The organism is Paraburkholderia sp. CHISQ3, assembly GCF_030464945.1.
GTDB classification, from domain to species: domain Bacteria; phylum Pseudomonadota; class Gammaproteobacteria; order Burkholderiales; family Burkholderiaceae; genus Paraburkholderia; species Paraburkholderia megapolitana.
On record NZ_JALPRG010000019.1, the window covers coordinates 60,471 to 78,376 of the forward strand.

11 protein-coding genes and 1 pseudogene are annotated in these 17,906 nt (G+C 63.0%); 6 read left to right on the forward strand and 6 right to left on the reverse strand.

The genetic code is table 11. The features are described 5' to 3' along the window. Window positions 1-18: 18 nt before the first annotated feature. Window positions 19-954, forward strand: coding sequence for a DMT family transporter (locus M0D65_RS32130; protein WP_266256075.1), 936 nt, complete (start codon window positions 19-21; stop codon window positions 952-954). A gap of 39 nt (window positions 955-993) precedes the next feature. On the opposite strand, the gene M0D65_RS32135 is transcribed toward M0D65_RS32130, so the two are convergent. Both M0D65_RS32135 and M0D65_RS32140 read right to left on the reverse strand, forming a co-directional pair. Beyond that, on the reverse strand, window positions 994-1,389 hold the full coding sequence (locus tag M0D65_RS32135) for a VOC family protein (RefSeq protein WP_266256066.1): 396 nt from the start codon (window positions 1,387-1,389) through the stop codon (window positions 994-996). Between the two features lie 75 nt (window positions 1,390-1,464). Further along, window positions 1,465-1,725 (reverse strand): hypothetical protein, encoded by a 261-nt coding sequence (locus tag M0D65_RS32140; protein ID WP_091017429.1) that lies wholly within the window; start codon window positions 1,723-1,725, stop codon window positions 1,465-1,467. 607 nt (window positions 1,726-2,332) lie between these two features. Between M0D65_RS32140 and M0D65_RS32145 the strand changes: the two genes are divergently transcribed. Beyond that, window positions 2,333-3,187 (forward strand): hypothetical protein, encoded by an 855-nt coding sequence (locus M0D65_RS32145; protein WP_266256067.1) that lies wholly within the window; start codon window positions 2,333-2,335, stop codon window positions 3,185-3,187. A 32-nt stretch (window positions 3,188-3,219) separates the two neighbouring features. Here the strand turns inward: M0D65_RS32145 and M0D65_RS32150 are convergent, their stop codons facing one another. Next, on the reverse strand, window positions 3,220-3,462 hold the full coding sequence (locus M0D65_RS32150; protein ID WP_091017422.1) for a hypothetical protein: 243 nt from the start codon (window positions 3,460-3,462) through the stop codon (window positions 3,220-3,222). 1,963 nt (window positions 3,463-5,425) lie between these two features. Here M0D65_RS32150 and M0D65_RS32155 point away from each other — a divergent pair. Then, window positions 5,426-6,484 (forward strand): hypothetical protein, encoded by a 1,059-nt coding sequence (locus M0D65_RS32155; RefSeq protein WP_266256068.1) that lies wholly within the window; start codon window positions 5,426-5,428, stop codon window positions 6,482-6,484. A gap of 201 nt (window positions 6,485-6,685) precedes the next feature. On the opposite strand, the gene trpS is transcribed toward M0D65_RS32155, so the two are convergent. Then, window positions 6,686-7,702: a tryptophan--tRNA ligase gene (gene trpS / locus M0D65_RS32160; protein ID WP_266256069.1), complete on the reverse strand. Its 1,017-nt coding sequence runs from the start codon at window positions 7,700-7,702 to the stop codon at window positions 6,686-6,688. A 570-nt stretch (window positions 7,703-8,272) separates the two neighbouring features. Between trpS and M0D65_RS32165 the strand changes: the two genes are divergently transcribed. After that, a complete protein-coding gene (locus M0D65_RS32165; protein ID WP_266256070.1) occupies window positions 8,273-8,800 on the forward strand; it encodes a hypothetical protein in 528 nt (175 codons plus the stop codon). A 206-nt stretch (window positions 8,801-9,006) separates the two neighbouring features. On the opposite strand, the gene M0D65_RS32170 is transcribed toward M0D65_RS32165, so the two are convergent. After that, window positions 9,007-9,339: an H-NS family nucleoid-associated regulatory protein gene (locus tag M0D65_RS32170; RefSeq protein ID WP_091017416.1), complete on the reverse strand. Its 333-nt coding sequence runs from the start codon at window positions 9,337-9,339 to the stop codon at window positions 9,007-9,009. A gap of 915 nt (window positions 9,340-10,254) precedes the next feature. Between M0D65_RS32170 and M0D65_RS32175 the strand changes: the two genes are divergently transcribed. Next, window positions 10,255-11,523, forward strand: a complete 1,269-nt coding sequence (locus M0D65_RS32175; protein ID WP_091017414.1) for an autotransporter strand-loop-strand O-heptosyltransferase — start codon at window positions 10,255-10,257, stop codon at window positions 11,521-11,523. Window positions 11,524-11,563: 40 nt separating this feature from the next. Further along, entirely contained in the window at window positions 11,564-16,588 is a 5,025-nt protein-coding gene (locus M0D65_RS32180; RefSeq protein ID WP_266256071.1) for an AIDA repeat-containing protein, read from the forward strand. Between the two features lie 851 nt (window positions 16,589-17,439). Here M0D65_RS32180 and M0D65_RS32185 read toward each other — a convergent pair. Next, window positions 17,440-17,643, reverse strand: a pseudogene (locus tag M0D65_RS32185) (transposase). Window positions 17,644-17,906: the final 263 nt, after the last annotated feature.

Consider the following 17,906-nt stretch of genomic DNA (forward strand, 5'->3'; position numbering starts at 1 on the left):
TGTGATTTGAAGTCCGATTTGAAAGCCGATACCCGCAAACACCTCCGCGCCAATCTGTTGATGCTGATCGCCGCGATGATCTGGGGCTCCGCGTTCGTCGCGCAGCGCCTGAGCCTCGATACGATCGGGCCGTTTCTGTTTACCGGCCTGCGCTTCCTGCTAGGCGCGGGCGTCGTGCTGATCCTGGTGGCGTTCCTGCGGGCGCGGCGTACCGCAAGCGGTGCGCCGCACACGACAACACACGATACCGCTGCGTTGCTGCGCGCCGGCGTATTGCTCGGCCTGCTGCTGGCCGTCGCCATCTCGATGCAGCAGATCGGTCTGCGCTATACGAAGGTCGCGAACGCGGGCTTCATCAGTTCGCTTTACGTGGTGATCGTACCGTTGATCGGCGTGCTGGCCGGCCACCGGACCGGTCTCGGCACGTGGTTCGGCGCGCTGCTCGCCGTGCTCGGCATGTATTTCCTTAGCGTCGACGAACACTTCTCGATCCTGTACGGCGACTGGTATCAGCTGGCCGGCGCAGCGGTGATTTCCGCGCAGGTCCTGCTGGTCGGCCGGTTCGCGCGGCGACACGATCCGCTTGCGCTGGCGCTGGTGCAGTTCGTCACGTGCGGGGTGGTGTGTCTCGCGATCGCGCTCGCGTATGAGCCACTGCGTATTGCCGACATCGTGCGAGCGGCGCCCACGCTGCTGTATGGCGGTGCGCTGTCGGTTGGCGTCGCGTATACGATCCAGGTCGTCGCGCAGAAAGACGCAACGCCCGCGCACGCGGCCGTGATCTTCAGCATGGAAGGCGTGTTCGCCGCGCTTGCCGGCTGGCTCGTGCTCGGCGAAACGTTGGCGGCGCGCGCGCTGATCGGGTGTGTGTTGATGCTCGCGGGGTTGATCGTGTGTCAGATCATGCCGCTCGCGGCTGCACGGCGCAGCGTGCCGTCGGCGGAATCGGTCTGAGTTGCGCTGCTGCGCTTCCTCGCATTACAGCGACGTGCGCTATGCCGCGCGATGGCACACACAGCAAAGCTTGTTGCCGTCCGGGTCCCTGACGTAAGTGCCGTAGTAATTCGGCGAGTAGTGGAGGCGCAGACCGGGCGGTCCTTCGTCGGTGGCGCCGCGCGAGATGGCATGCGCGTAGAACGCATCGACCTGCGCGCGGCTCGTCGCTTCGAACGCGACGGTTACGCCGTTGCCCGCGGTCGCGGGTTCGCCATTGATCGGTGTGTAGACAGAGAACAGCGCGCCGTCGGGCGCGTCCATAGCGGCGTAGAGCGCACGCTCCGGGTTATGGCGACGGGCCAGCATCCGGATGCCGAGCGGACCGAGTGCCGCGTCGTAGAAAGCGATCGCGCGATCGAGATCGCGCGTGCCGACGGTGATGTGACTGAACATGGCCTGTCTCCGTGTGATACCGCCTCACGATGATACCAGGCCATGCTGCGTCGCTCGATCGATCGACGCCTTGCGCTACGCGTCGTCAAGCGCCAGCATTTCTTCCGCGTGCCGCAGCTTGTCGGGCGTAGGCGGAAACACACACCAGCATCCGTCGTCGTGGCGAAAGAAAAACAGCGCGCGCGAACCGCTCGCATGCACGGCTTCGACGCAGACATACCGCCGATGGTCCCAGCGCGTGCGGCTGAATTCGATCACGTGGATAGGCGCCGACGGCCCCGGCGAAAGCCATTTCTCGACGAGAAAGCGCAGCGAGTGCTCACTGGAGGTTTTCACGGTGGGCTCCCCGGACGAGCGTTATGTCCTGCGAAGCGTCCTGCCCGTCATCGATTTCCAGCGCTTCCTCGCATTCCTTGTCGTTCAGCGTGCGCTCGAGCTCCCTGCTTGCCGCCGCTGACCGCAAAGCCGTACACCTCGCAGCGTAGTTGAGGTCCGAAAGCAAACGGACCAGCTGCCGTGGCGTTCTTCTTTTCATGACACACCCCCTGCACTGCACAATAAACTTGAGAAAGCACTTTAACTCTATGCCTTAAAGCGCCTCTGCGTTTATTTTTTGACGAAATAGCAACACCTGGTTTTAAAACGTGTGATGGTCTGTCACACGGCCCGCTTGCAGCGTGCACCGGGGAATTTTCAGCGTATGTGCGATATCCGGCGCAGCGTCGAAAGCGTTTTCGGCACACGTGCGATCTGGTTGCAATACCGATGGTCGCTGCGGTGTCGTCAATCTATATTCGACCAAAAAACTGACGAAATAAATGAGGGTATTCGATTGGCCTGGCGCAAATCTTTTGTTCGGATGGGAAATAATTTCCGCTTTAAATTCGCGTGGCCGTTATCGCGTCGCTGTGGTGTTGCGATCATCGCGTTCGCATTGTTCGGCATGAGCGCGCCGGGATTCGCGGCGAGCACCGAAGACTCGGTCGGGCGCTATCGCGACAGTTTGCTCGCGGACAAGAACCTGCCCTGCCGTTCGAATGAAACGTGTGCGGCAGCCGGTGTGATCGCGCTTGAAGCCGGTCATATCGAGGAAGCGCGAAAAATCGCCGCTACCGAACTGGAGTTCGCGGTAGCCGACTCAATCGCTGCCGATAGCGACAACGCAGCCAATTCGGCCAGCGCTCGTATCGCGATGGCGCAGATCCATCACGGCGACATCGATGCAAAAAGCGGCAACGCTGCCGCGGCACGCGCGTGGTACCACTTCGCGATCGATCAACAAGCGCTTGCATTGAAGTCGCCCGTGTTGACCCGGGTCATCGCCGTCGCGCACGCGCGGCTGGCGGCGCTTGCCGGTCGCAACGTCATCGCGCGCATTCCCGCCACGGGCGCGACGTTCGAGCGTTATGTCGCGCTTGGCGCGAACAACGAAATCTCGCTGGTACCGGTGCGCGGAAAGCCCGATACCTACACGCTTTCGGGTTCGTTCATCCGCCCGGTCGTGACGCAGAACGGCGACCTGTCGGCAAACGTCGGTGATCTTGCGGCGACGGTCCGCTTCTTTGCAGGCGAGGCGCGCGTACCGGTCGATCCCAACCGGGACGGGCCGATCGACGCCACGCACCGGCTAGGGAATCTCGACAAATACACGGGGGCCGAGCAGTGCCTGATCGAATTCCAGCTGGGCACCGCGGAAACCTTGAAGGTCCGCACGCTCGGATCGCCTGACGCTTGTGGCTTCGGTTTTAACGTCGACGCTGACGGTATCTACTACCTGACACGTACGAGCGTTCAATAAGCCCGATGTCCGGCGCAGGCACTATCGACGATTTACTGAGGTTGCGCCTCGGCCTGACGACGCTGGGCGGCCTGCTCCTCAGCGTGCTTCTTCGCGAGATGGTGACCCACCACGCAGCCGCCCACCGCGCCGACAACCGCATGATGTCCCGCATAGTGACCCGCCACTCCCCCTACGACGGCGCCCTTCAGGCATCCCGCGGCGTGTGCCGTTCCTGTCGTTGCCAATGCCAGCATGGCAATCGCGAAAGCGGTTTTGATCGGACTGGTTTTCATGAAAGTGTGGTCCCACGGAGTTATGTGGCACGCATATAGCGACGTTTCGGGTGGATTCAATATCGATCGGAAATCTGCGGGAAATTGCTTCCGGGGTTCTGCAAGAGAAAGTCGAAACTCCCGAAAATATGCAATACGCAAGATATTCAAGCGTAACGCTCAATCTAAATGGCATAACGTTACGTTACATCGTATTCAATAGGAATAATGTTCCTCATCACGTCGGCATCGGGAAAATTTGCCGAATTGAATGACGGCGATATAACTCATTGAATAATTTCAAAAAAATACACGCTCATTGGTGAATTACCGATGGCATACAACCTGCAAACACCCCGACTTGCCTTTCACCGAAGTACCTACCAAGTCGAGGTCACAAAATGCACGGCAATTTCGCTTATAGCGTTATCGCTATTTCGTTAGCGGCAGCTTTCGGGACAGTGGCAAGCAGTCCCGTGATGGCAGATTCGACAATCGTGGTGCCTGTCGCAGGACTAGGCGGCGGGATCAACATCGACAGACTCTCAACCGGCGATCTCCTGGCGACAGCCAGTTCAAGCGCCTCGCTACCCCAGGCGAATATCGGCGCGGGTATCAGCGCCACGGGGACTGCCGGACCGAGCGGTGCGGCGCTGGGCGTGGGTGCCTCGGGTAACGTCGCGGGGGTGTCGGCCGGCTTGAGCGGTAACGGGTCGGTTGGGCCGACGGGTGTCGTCGTTGGCCTTGGAGGTTCCGGCAGCGCCGGCGGTGCTGCGTTGGGCGCCAATGCAGGCGCGTCGGTCAGCCCGGGAGGGATCGCGATCAGCGGAGGGATCACCGGTGCGGGCGGTAACGGCGCGGTGACGATCGGGCTCGGCGGGAATGGTGGGATCAATCTCGGGCTGGGCAACATCGGCGATCCGGTGGGCGTGGTGACCGGGGTGGTCAATGGGGTCACGGGGGCGCTTTCAGGTTTAGGTGGTAGTGGTGGTGCGGGTGGTGTGCTCGCTCCGGTTACCGGTGTCGTTAGTACGGTCACGGGGGCGCTCGCTGGTCTAGGTGGTAGTGGTGGCGCAGGCGGTGTGCTCGCTCCGGTTACCGGTGTCGTGAACACCGTCACCGGCACGCTCGCTGGTCTCGGTGGTAGCGGTGGCGCAGGTGGCGTGCTCGCTCCCGTCACTGGTGTCGTGAACACCGTCACCGGGACGCTTGCGGGTCTCGGTGGCAGCGGTGGCGCAGGTGGCGTGCTCGCTCCGGTTACCGGTGTTGTCAACACCGTCACTGGGACGCTCGCAGGTCTCGGCGGTAGCGGTGGCGCGGGTGGCGTGCTCGCTCCGGTCACCGGTGTCGTGAACACCGTCAGTGGAACACTTGCAGGCCTCGGTGGCAGCGGTGGCGCAGGCGGTGTGCTCGCTCCTGTCACAGGTGTCGTGAACACCGTCACCGGCACGCTCGCTGGTCTCGGCGGCAGTGGCGGTGCAGGTGGCGTGCTCGCTCCTGTCACGGGTGTCGTTAACACCGTCACCGGGACGCTCGCGGGTCTAGGTGGCGCCGGTGGCGCAGGCGGTGTGCTCGCTCCGGTTACCGGTGTGGTCAACACGGTCACGGGGACACTCGCAGGTCTAGGTGGTAGCGGTGGTGCGGGTGGTGTGCTCGCTCCGGTTACTGGTGTCGTCAACACCGTCACAGGAACACTCGCTGGTCTGGGTGGTAGTGGCCTAGGTGGTGTGCTCGCACCTGTTACCGGTGTCGTCAACACTGTCACCGGCACACTCTCTGGTTTGGGTGGTAGCGGCGCAGCTGGAGTGCTCGCTCCGGTTACTGGTGTCGTCAATACCGTCACCGGAACACTCGCTGGTCTCGGTGGTAGTGGCGCAGGTGGAGTGCTCGCTCCGGTTACTGGTGTCGTCAATACCGTCACCGGAACACTCGCTGNGGTCTCGGCGGTAGCGGCGCTGGTGGTGTACTCGCACCAGTAACGGGTGTGGCCAACACTGTCACCGGCACGCTCGCTGGTCTTGGTGGTAGTGGCACAGGCGGCGTGCTGGCTCCGGTAACGGGGGTGGTCAACACCGTCACAGGCACACTCACTGGTCTCGGCGGCAGTGGCGCAGGCGGCGTGCTGGCTCCTGTCACCGGCGCCATCAACACGATCACCGGAACACTCTCCGGTCTCGGCGGCAGTGGCGCAGGCGGTGTGCTCGCTCCGGTAACCGGTGTGGTCAACACCGTCACCGGTACGCTCGCTGGTCTCGGCGGCAGCGTCGGTAGCGGTAGCCCACTGGCACCGATCACGGGTGCGCTCAACACGGTAACCGGTGCAGTGAACGGCGTGATCGGCGGCGGCGCAGGCGGCGTGCTGGCTCCGGTTACCGGTGCGGTCAACACGGTCACCGGTACGCTGGCGGGTCTCGGCGGCGCCGCGGGCGGCAGCAATCCGCTCGCACCGGTCACGGGCGCGCTCAACGCGGTGACAGGTGTAGTGAGCGGCGTAACCGGCGGCGCCAGCAGCCCGATTGCGCCGATCACGAGTCTTGTCTCGTCGTTGACCGGCTCCCTGTCGGGTAGTGGCGGTGCCGGCGGCGTGCTGGCACCGGTAACAGGTGCGCTCGGCAGCGTCACGGGCACACTGAAAACTGTGAGTGGAGCATTGGGCGGCACGAACCTTGGCGGCTCGGTGCTCGCACCGGTTACGACAGCACTCAACAGCGTGGTCGGTTCGACTGCCGGTGCGGCCGTCTCGGTGGCTGGTGCGCTGGGTGGTGGTGTAAGCGCGGGCGGTGCAGCGCTCGGCTCGACCCTTGCCGCAGCAGGTGCGGCAACGTCATCGAGCACTGCTGCAATCGGCGGTGCGCTGAGTGCCGGGGCCAACGCGGTCGGATCGGCTGCAGCACCGACCACGGCGGGCTTGCTCGCACCGGTGACGAGCCTGGTCGCGTCACTGACGAGCGGACTCGCGGGCGGCGTGACGATCGGTGGTGGCGGCACCTCCTACCCGCTGGGCGGCTCGTTGAGCGCGGCTAACGTCGCAGCGAAGAAGTAAGCGAAGTAACGCGTCGCACTGGCAGGTCGGAAGGTTAAGCCCGGCCTGCCAGTGCGCGATCGACATCCACTCGAAAGAACGGCCTCGATCTGCAGATTCGCTGGACTGCGACAGCGATCCGCTCGCACGGCTCATCTACGGTCCGTCTCACTGCAAACGCTAACGGCCCATATCCCAACGCGTCCTTACCGCAGCCATCCGTTACTGATCGAAGTACGTCAATCCCAGCGCACCCTTGACCTCGGACAACGTCCCGCCCGCCACTTCCCGCGCGCGCATCGTCCCTTGACGCACAATATTCAGCACCTCGGCCCGGTCGCCTTCGAACTCACGACGACGCGTACGAATCGGCTCGATCAGCGCTTGCAGCCGCTCGTTCAGCACACGCTTGACGACAGAGTCGCCCAATCCTCCGCGGCGATAGTGAGCCTTGAGTTCGTCCACCTTCGGCACATCCGGCTCGAATGCATCGAGAAACGCGAACACGACGTTGCCCTCCACCTGGCCGGGGTCGCTTGCCCGCAGATGGTTGGGGTCCGTGTACATCGAGTTGACCGCCTTGGTGATCTCGTCGGGACTGGCGCCCAGCGGAATCGCATTGCCCAGCGACTTGCTCATCTTCGCCTTACCGTCCAGACCAGGCAGCCGCGTCACCTGCGACAGCACCGCCTCGCACTCGACCAGCACTTGCCGCTCGACGGTGTTGTTGAAGCGGCGCACGAGTTCGTTGGTTTGTTCGATCATCGGCAACTGGTCGTCGCCGACTGGTACGTGCGTTGCCTTGAACGCCGTGATGTCGGCGGCCTGGCTCACCGGATAGGTCAGAAAACCCGCGGGGATGTCGCGCTCGAAGCCGCGCAGCTGGATCTCGGCCTTGATGGTCGGATTGCGCTCGAGGCGCGCGACCGATACCAGGTTCAGCAGGTACTGCATGAGTTCGGCCAGCTCTGGCACCTGCGACTGAATGAAGATGGTCGACCTGGCCGGGTCGATGCCGACCGCGAGGTAGTCGAGTGCGACCTCAATGACGTTTTCGGTGACCTTCTGATGGCGACCGACGTTGTCAGTCAACGCCTGCGTGTCGGCGAGCAGCAGAAACTGCTGCGCCTCGTGCTGCAACTTCACGCGTGCCCGCAACGAGCCAATGTAGTGACCGAGATGCAACGGGCCGGTCGTGCGGTCGCCGGTGAGGACGACGGGTTGTTTTACGTCTGACATGGTTTGCTGTTCCGGATGTTTGTCGACACCGCCAGTCATCGGCGCGCAGATACAAAAATGCCGCCAGGACTGGCGGCATCACGTTTTCAATCGGTATGGGAAACGGGCCGCCGGGTTCAGGCGCGCCACCAATGAAGCAGATTCAGCGAGGTTCGTTTCATATCCATCGGGCGAGTATAGCGCAGCCTCCAGGCCGCAATTCTGCTGAGCCTGCCCTGAAATCCGACGTCGTCAGAGGGTCACTATGTGCGCAATACCTCATTCCACGCTATTTCGCCGGATATCTCCGCGCAGCCGCATCTACATTGACGCGAGCGCTACGGACACCCGGTTTTGGCACAGGCGAACGGCCGCATTGTGTTGAAACGCATCGGGGAATGTCCGTTTGAGTTATCAGATTTGCCTTTGATGCGACCCACGAGGCGCTTACGTTAAACAGCCGCTTCAGTCACGTCAGAGCTCTTTCAGCCCAGCAGAAACAAACAATCATGATTCGCGACTGCAAAGGTTGTCGGACATTTATGTCCGACGGCTTTTCGACGTCGGTCAACAGAATGATCAGAGGTCTCCATGTACTGGTTTACTCGACAGATCCTGGCGCTCGTAAAAGCCAGGGAGGATGACAGACTCGCCATGAGTCCGCTTCGCCTGATGCCCATTGCGCCGTTGAACTGCGCAATCATGCGGTCGCCATCCGCAGCGACGCCGTTAAGCTTGAAGCGAAGCAAACTTCAACTGGTGAGCGCGGCGTCCCCACGTTCGGCTGTCAGCAGTGTGGCCGCGGACGGGCAATATGAATCGATGGGACAAGGCATATCGATCTGCATTTCCCGAGTGGGCGCCAATACTTACACGTGGTCGTTTCGCAATGACAGCTTCGTCACGGTGACGACCTTGCGGTTTCGCAGCACCTATATCGATCTGAAGACCGGTGGGAAAACGTCCGATGAAAACGCCGTGCCCGTTCACCTGGCACCGGGCCGCTCGATCGGCGGTTGGAGCGCATGGGTCGCGTATTCATCCACGCCACCGATCGTGAAAATCCTCGAGATCGAACGAATAACCCAGCAGCTCCACAAACGCTGCAAGCGGTTTTGAGCGCTGCGAAGCCGACTTTCCGCTTCTGCGAGACGCTTCTGAATCGACCCGTCTGTCTGATTACTCAGGAAACTGAGCACGAAACCAAGCAGGAAACCGACCGGTGAACTGAAACTATTGGAAATCAGCGAGGTGTACGTACCTGGCGTGTACGAGAACAGCCAGTCTCTCCAGCACAGATGGCTGGATGGCAAATTGCACTACGTCTAACGCGATGGGTTTTCCTGCCGTGCAAGCGGGCTGCCCGCAAACGGGTCATCTCGCCAGTCCACACCGGCTTTAGGTGCGGGAGCGGGCGCCGGCGGGGCTGACAATTCGAAGTGTTCGATGGATTGCCCTGCACTGATCGCCTGTTTAAGCCATTGGGGCATCTCCCCTTCGCCGGACCAGGTATTGCCGGTCGCGCTGCGGTAGCGCGCCCCCGCCTGTTCCGATTGTCCGCTTGCTAGCGCAGCGGCGAGGGCGTCTGGTGTGATACCAAACTCCTCCATCCTGTGGCGGAGATAAGCAATCATGCTGTCTCGCTTACGTTCGTCCATGAAAGAATCCTTCTTGAGCCTATGGCCTGGCGTTCATTGAACGCCGATTGTGGTAAATCGCACCGTGCGCGGATTGCGCCGATGTAACGAAAATCATGCCTGTAGCAGGTTGCCGCATCCCTCGATGCTCGGGGAGCAGGCGCACGCAGCCTTTCGGGGTTGAGAGCCAGGATGTCTGGCCCTCCGCAGTCGTATTCGGCGGTTGGAGTGATCTAGAAGGTTTCCGTTCAACGAAGGCCGCAACGGATTGCGACCGGGGCACTTAACGGTCCCTTCAATAGCACATAGTTTATCGCTTCAAATCACGATCCGATACTGCGCAATTCGGGAAATCTGCATTAATTTCAGAGAATTCATCTGTCCGAATTACGCCATCAATGCACGAATCTGTGAACAAACTGTCGTTTAGACGTAAGACAAATTACCGATCGCAGATGTGACGAAAGTGACTAAAGACAATTACGCCTGTCGGGGTTTGTGCGGAACAACCCGATTCCGATTGCGGCCTTTGATCTATCGAAGATGGTCTCACAACGCCCGCCCCGGGCGACGCGACATAGTACAACAGATCGTCGGCACGTCAGGGAGACGCAGGATCCCCGGCATCCAGTAATCGACTGACGACATATTTCATCGCAATACCGGCATCGTGCCTCGACCACCTCACCTGACGCCCTGCCAGTTGACGAAGAAAGCGGCTGGCCAGATCGACGGCGCGCAGGAATCCTGAGGATCAAACGATTCCCGCAAGACCAGTTTGACACCTGCTGCGCAAGGCTCAGCGCCCGGCAACGCCAAAGCCACCATTGTTATGCGTTTTCCCACCATACAAACTTCAGAAAATCTGCCGTAAACCGAAAAGGAGGGTAAGCCTCATCAGGCTGGCCCGGACGACACGATATCCAACGAACCAATATGAATAGCGATGTCACTGCACCGGTCGCTGACACTTCAGCGCCGGGCGCCCCAGTATCGGGTTTCACAGCCAGACTGCCTCAAACACCGGCCTATCCACCGCCCGCAAACGTTCCAACCCAGCAGGGGCCGGCCGGCATCTGCTTCGATTTCAACGACGGTTGCCGCGTCACACTGCCCGCGGGCAACTGGCGCGTCTGCCTGCGAGACTGCGACACGGGCAACGTGTTGTTCGAAACGGAAATCGCGCGCGGCTATGTGGCGAGTACACGGAAGTACTACGCCCGCTTCGAGATTCTCGTCTGGGCACGTGTCGCACTCGCGCGGGACAGCAAGGCACCGCCGACGCTGCACCACGTCTACGACGCCTCCGGCAAGGAGGTGCTCGTGCAGTTCCCGGTCGGCACGATCGGCGACACGATCGGCTGGATGCCGTACGCCGCGGCATTCCAGCGCCGGCACGGCTGCCGGCTCACCTGCGCGATGTCGGAGAAGCTGATTCCGCTCTTTCGCGACGCCTATCCGCAGATCGGATTCGTTACGCATGAACAGGTGCAGCCACAGCGCTATTACGCGACCTACAGCCTCGGACTCTTCTTCGACGACGACGAAAAAATCCACCAGCCGAGCGACTTCCGCCTGGTCGGACTGCACCGCACAGCGGGCTATATCCTCGGCGTCGATCCGCGCGAGGAGCCGCCGGAAATCGCGCTACCCGACGATACGCGCCCCATCGACGAGCCCTATGTCTGCATCGCCGTGCAGAGTTCGACGCAGTGCAAGTACTGGAATAACCCGACGGGCTGGCACGACGTGATCGCCTTCCTGAAGGAAGCCGGTTATCGCGTCGTCTGCATCGACCAGAAGAAAGTGCACGGCACCGGCATGGCGTGGAATCACATCCCGCACGGCGTGGAAGACGAAACCGGCGATCGGCCGCTCGTCGAGCGGGCGCGCTGGTTGAAGCACGCGGCGTTTTTCATCGGCTTGTCGAGTGGACTGTCGTGGCTCGCATGGGCGGTGCGCACGCCGGCCGTGATGATCAGCGGCTTCACCCATCCGGTCAACGAGTTCCATACGCCGTACCGCGTCATCAACTATCACGTCTGCAACAGTTGCTGGAACGACCCGCGCGTGCGCTTCGATCATCACGACTTTCTCTGGTGCCCGCGGCACAAGGACACACCGAGGCAGTTCGAATGCACCCGTCTGATCGAATCGAAGCAGGTGATCGATGCCATCCGGACGATTCCCGGAGTGCTCCGCTGAAACCGGCACACGCAGCAAGTCACCCAGCAAGGAACCGGCAATGAGGATAGACGCAACAGGTCCCAACGTATATTCGACTACCTGGCGCGGCATGACACTGCCGGGCGCAACCGGCTATGTGCCCATGCCCGACGTGCCGCAGCGGCGCGTCTCGCTTCTGCTGACCGGGTTACTCGCGACGCCCGCGCTCTACGCCGCAAGCTTCGCGCCCGCCACGGCGAACGCGCAAACGACAGTCGCCGCGGGCGTCACGGTCGACGGCACGACGGTCGGCTCTAACCAGAGCCTGCTCGTGTTCGGCGAAGCGGATGGATCGACGGTGAACGCACACGGTGCGCTGAACGTAGAAGCGGGTGGCGTCGCGCGTTCGAGCTTCATCAATGCGTTCGGCCTGCAGGCGGTGATGTCGGGCGGTATTGCATATGCGACACACGACCTCGGCACCGAAGTCGTGATGAGCGGCGGTATCGCGAGCGGTACCCTGGTCGGCGCCGGCGCCCAGCAGATTGTCTCGTCGGGCGGTATCGCAAGCGGCACGACGATCAGCAGCAGCGGCGCGCAGTCGGTAGACGGCGGCTTCGCTGTCGCGACGGTCGTGACAAGCAACAGTCGCGAGGACCTGTCGTCCGGTGGCATGACGAGCGGCACGATGCTCACGAGCGGCGGCGCGCAGAACGTGCTCGCGACCGGCATCGCGAGCGCCACGACGATCTCGGGCGGTGCCGCCCAAACGGTGCAGTCGGGCGGCCTCGCTGTCTCGCCGACAGTGTCGAGCGGCGGCCAGTTGCGAATCAGCGCCGGCGGTAACGCAACCGGTGTCGTGCAGCAAAGCGGCGGCATCCTGATCGCAGACACCGGCGCTGGCAACGTCACGGGCACGAATGCGGCCGGCACGTTCGTCATCGGCGGCGGCGTCGCTTCGGGCGTGCTGCTCGACAACGGCGGTCTCTTCACGGTGCTGTCCGGCGGCACGGCGAGCGGCACGATCGTCCACGCCACGCAGATCGTGATGGGCGGCGGAACCGCCGTCGATACGCAGGACATGTTCACGCAGATCGTCTCGTCCGGCGGCCTCGCGCTCGACACGCACGTCTTCGGTTTCGCGCAGCACACGATCCTCGCGGGCGGCATCGCGAGCGGCAGTCTCGTCGACAGGAACTCGCGCGAGGACGTCACGTCGGGCGGCATTGCGCGCGGCACGACGCTCGGCAGTACCGGTGTGCAGAACGTCGACGGCGGCGGGTTCGCGTCGGGCACGGTCGTATCGAGCGGCGGCGTGCAACTCATCGCGGGGGCCGGTGTCGCGAGCGGAACCACGGTGTTCGGAAACGGCACGATCACCGTCAGCTCCGGCGGTACGGCCGTCGGCATCACGCTGAACGCCGGTGCCACGTTCAGCGGCACCACCGACGACGCGTTCGTTAGCGGCACGAATGCGCTCGGCGCGTTCACGATCTCCGGTGGCATCGCGTCCGGCGTGCTGCTCGAAAACGGCGGCACGTTCATCGTGACGAAGGGTGGCATCGCGAGCGGCACCGTCATCGGCGCATACGGCAACGGCTTCGTCGTCTCCGGCGGTCTCGCCGTCGGCACGCTCGATACGTCGCAGTTGACCGTGTCGGCTGGCGGGATCGCGAGCGGCACCGTGGTGTCGAACTTCGGCCACGAAAACGTCGCGATGGGCGGCGTGACGAACGGTGCGCAAGTGTCGGACTTTGGCCAGGAGAACGTGTCGTCGGGTGGCATCGCGAACACGACCTCAGTTGGCAACACCGGTTCGATGACGGTTTACGGCGGCGGCGTTGCTAACGGGACTGCGATCGGCAATGGCGGCACGCAGACGATTTCTTCCGGCGGCATCGCGAACGCGGCGACGGTGGCGAGCGGTGGCTTGCAGGTTGTGTCGGCGGGGGCTGCGGCAAGTGGCACGACTGTCTCCAGTGGCGGCACACAGATGATCTCGGCCGGCGGCATCGCCACGGCGACGACCGTTTCGGGCGGTGGCCTGCAGAGCGTGCTGTCGGGGGCCGCGGCAAGCGATACGACCGTCTCCAGCGGCGGCACACAGATGGTCTCGGCCGGCGGCATCGCGACGACCACGACCGTTTCGGGCAGCGGTCAACAGAACGTGCTGTCGGGCGGCACGGCCAGCGGCACGGTGCTCGTTGGCGGTGTACAGACTGTCTTCGGCGCGGGCAGCGCGACCGGCACGCTCGTTTCTAGCGGTGGCACGCAGACCATCTCGGCCGGCGGTACAGCAAGCGGCACCGCGGTGATGAGCGGTGGCGTACAGAACATCCTCGCGGGTGGTGTCGCAAGTAGCACGACCATCGGTCTCGGCGGCAACCAGCGCGTCGCGAACGACGGCGAAGCCGACGGCACAACCGTGATGAGCGGCGGGCAACAGATCGTGTCGTCCGGCGGCATTTCGGTCGGCACTCGCGTTGCCGACGGCGGCACGCAAACGCTCTATCAAGGCGCGATCGTCGCCGGCACGATAGTCGGCAGCGGTGGGACACAGTACGTGTCGTCGGGCTCGACGGCGAGCAGTGCGCAGCTCGTGGGCGGCGTGCAGTATGTGTCGTCAGGCGGTGTCGCGACCGGCACGCTGATCAGCGCCGGCGGCACGCAGAACGTGTTGGCGCTCGGGGTCGCGAGCGGCGCGCATATCGAGAGCGGCGGCACTCAGGCCGTGACGTCGGGCGGCGAAGCGGACGCCACCGTCGTCGACGTCGGCGGCCGACAGCAGATCGGCTCCGGCGGTGTCGCGAGCGGCACGCTTGTCAACAGCGGCGGCATGCAGACCGTCGAAGCTGGCGGCATCGTCGCCGCCGCGACGCTGCTGACGGGCGGCATGCAGATCGTCTCGTCCGGCGCGACGACGAGCGGGGTCACGCTGACTGGCGGCACTCAGACCGTGCTGTCAGGCGGCCTCGTGACAGCAACCGGCATCGGTTCAGGTGGGCAGCAGTTCGTCTCGTCGGGCGCGCTCGCGAACCTGGCTATCGTGTCGAGCGGCGGCACGCAAACGGTGTACGCGGGCGCTGTCGCGAGCGGCACGCAGGTGAGCGGCGGCGCGCTGCAGGATCTGTTCGGTTCGGCAGACCTGTCGGTCGTACAAGGGACGCAGACAGTGCGCGCAGGCGGCATCGCGAGCCGCGCGACGATCGACGGCGGCGGCGTGCAGACGGTGATGTCCAGCGGTATCGCGAACGGCACGACCCTGGTCGCTGCACTGCAAATGGTGTCGTCGGGCGGCACGGCAAATGCGACAACGGTCAGCAGCGGGGGCCGGCAAACGGTTGCGAGCGGCGGTATCGCCAACGGCACAACGATCGCACAGGGTGGCATCGCACAGATTTTCGGCACGCTGAGCGGTGCGACGATCGACACGGGCGGCACGCTACAGATCGCAGGCGGCAACGTGACAGGCAACCTGGCGAACAACGGCTCGCTCGTCTTCAACCGCACCGACGACAGCCGCTACGCGAACTCGCTGTCGGGTGACGGCACACTCGTCCAGGCAGGCACCGGTACGCTGACGCTGACCGGCGACAGCGGTGCGTTCGCCGGCACGACGGTCGTGAACGCGGGACGGCTCGCCATCGGCGACGCAGCGAATCCGTCGGCGAAGCTCGGCGGCAACATCCAGGTGGAGACGAACGGCACGCTGCTCGGACACGGCACGGTGCTCGGTTCGATCGCGAACGCGGGCGTCGTGCAGCCGGGCGGGTCCATCGGCACGCTGAGCGTCGCGGGCGATTACGCCCAGCAACCGGCCGGCACGCTGACCATCGAACTGAACCCGACCTCCGCGTCGAAGCTGCTGGTGAACGGTGCCGCGACGCTCAACGGCGCGCTGCATCTGCTCTACGATCCCGGTACGTACGCGGCGAGCAAGACTTACGAGATCGTCTCGGCGACGACCGTCAACGGCAAGTTCGGCAGCGTCAATGCGGACGGCACGGGTGCGTCGCAGGTTACGCAGAGCGTCGTGTACGGACCGACGGCCGTCGACCTGAGCGTCAACGCCATCGACAATGCCGGCACCGGCACACTGCCCCCGCCGCCGCCAGGCCAGCCGGCGCCACCGGTGACAGTCGTTGCGCCGATCGATACGAGCATCTTCAGCGCGCTCGGCTCGACTGCGCTGCTCGCCGGCGAAGCCGCGGCGACGCAACTGCTCGGGCACAACGTACAGCGCTGCGATGACACCGTCGCCGCGCATTGCCCTTCGGACGACGGCTCGCTGTGGGTCGCGAGTTCCGCAGATCGGCTGTCGCTGCACGGCGCGGCAGGCGGTACACCGGGTTTCAGCGTCAATCAGTATCAATTCACTGCTGGCGTCGACTGGCGGCGCGGACCGTACACCATCGGCGGCGCACTCGGTTATGGGCACAGCGATCTGTCGGAAAGCACGACGGGCGACGACGGACGCATCGATACACTGCGTGCTTCGCTGTACGGATCGCGCCGTCTCGGGCCGGTCGTGCTCTCGGCGCTGATGTCGTACGGCTACGACGACATGCATCTGCGTCGATCACTCGGTGCGAGCGGCACGGCGAACGGTGACCCTACCGGACACGACATCGAACTGGGCACGCAGCTGAGCCTACCGATGCCGATCCGCGCGTTCACGCTGACACCGCGCGTGGGCCTGTTGTACGGCTACTTCCACCGCAGCGTCTTCGCGGAGCACGGCGCGGGAGGACAGGATCTGCAGGTCGGCACCGACAACGCACGCAGCGTGCAGCCTTACGTCGGCATCGAATTCGACAGGCGCTTCGGCGAAAGCGGCGCACATCCGCTGACGCTACAACTGAGCGTCGACTACGCGCAGGAACTGGCGCAACGTTCGCGCGCAGTGGCGGTGTTTAGCGGCGACGGGACAGCGTTTTCCGCGGCGGGCGCGCCGCTGCCGCACGGTCGGTTGATGACTGCGGCGCGGATCGCGGGGGCGGTGACGTCGAGGATCGAAGTCAGTGTGGGTTACTCGGGGTGGCTTGCGACCGGCGGTGGGCGTTCGCAGCAGAGCGTCGATCTGATGTTGCGAAGGTCGTTCTAAGCGGGCGCGGTGGACTGCTGGCAAGCGGGTGATCCCGGTTCAAGGCAGATACCCATGGTCCGTGACAGTAAACTTCCGAACCAATGCTCAATGCAGCAACGGGCGTCGTCTCCGTTTCGTCGAACAATGTTCCTGATAAAGCTGCTAACTGGACCGTGCACTAGCCATACTTCCGCTGCAATTCGCCAATAAAGTTGCAAACCAGCGCTCGCCCCCCCTGACCGCCCACGTAAGTGACGGGCGGCCACCCCATTGAATCACCCTGGGTCAGCATTCTACCTAACGGTGAGACTACCTGGTCTCCGGTCCAGCCGAAGTTGGTCGACTCACAGGGTGATTTGCATAGGCCATACAGGCAGGTCAGCTTCGCACTATAACTCACGCGCCCCTAGCTCGTGACCGACCGTGCCTAGCTAATGTCAAGTTTCGCTGGCACGACAGACCCTCCCCAAATCCGATTCCACGGCCAATAGTTCCAACGCGCAAGTATGGCCCTCTTGATCGGACTTCAACCTGCGTCGTCCGACGGTGTTTGCCTCGTCCAAGTTCGCCGTCGGATCTACGCTCCGAGATAGGATATCGTTCCGCGTACTCTCGCCACCATTGCGTCGAAGAATGGACCGTAAATGTCCACAAGGGGCCGCAACACCATCGGTCTTCGCAGACCGGAGCTGGTGCACTGCACGCTCACCGCTCCTCACGCTTTGATCGTATACGCAAGTAGCTTGCAGGGCATCCGTTCGGCTGCGCGGAGCCTGCTTGGCCTTGTTCCATACGGAGTGGCTCAATTTTCGGTCGGCGTAAACATCCCTGGCCATCTCGCGGCGAGAAGATGGCCTCAATCTTTTTTGCTAGCGCCTCCGCAACGATCTCAGCCCTGATTTTCTCTTCAACGTACATCTTTCAGCCTGCAGCTCCTTCATCCGCGCCATCGGTGGCACGTCCATGCCGCCGTACTTGCCGCGCCAGTTGTATAAGGTCGCCGTGCTGATACCCAGCTCCCGGAAAATCTCCGGAATCGCCAGCCCGGGCTCCGCCCGCTTGAGCGCCTACATGACCTTCTAGTCTCGGTCGAGGTATGCAAGACCAAACCCAGCGCCGTTAGTCATTGTGTGCTGGGTTTATTGCGGACAGTAAAGACCTTGTCAGGGGCATTCATCCCAAAGAGCTTTGAACTGCGATTGTTTTTCCATTTCCCGATTCTCTGCCGCATTGCTGAATCCAGAGTGGGGCCGAACCGCTGCACGAGTTCACTTGGTGCATCTGTTGATTTCCACCGAGTCTTAACCCACCGATTTCATCTAAATCTGACCCACCC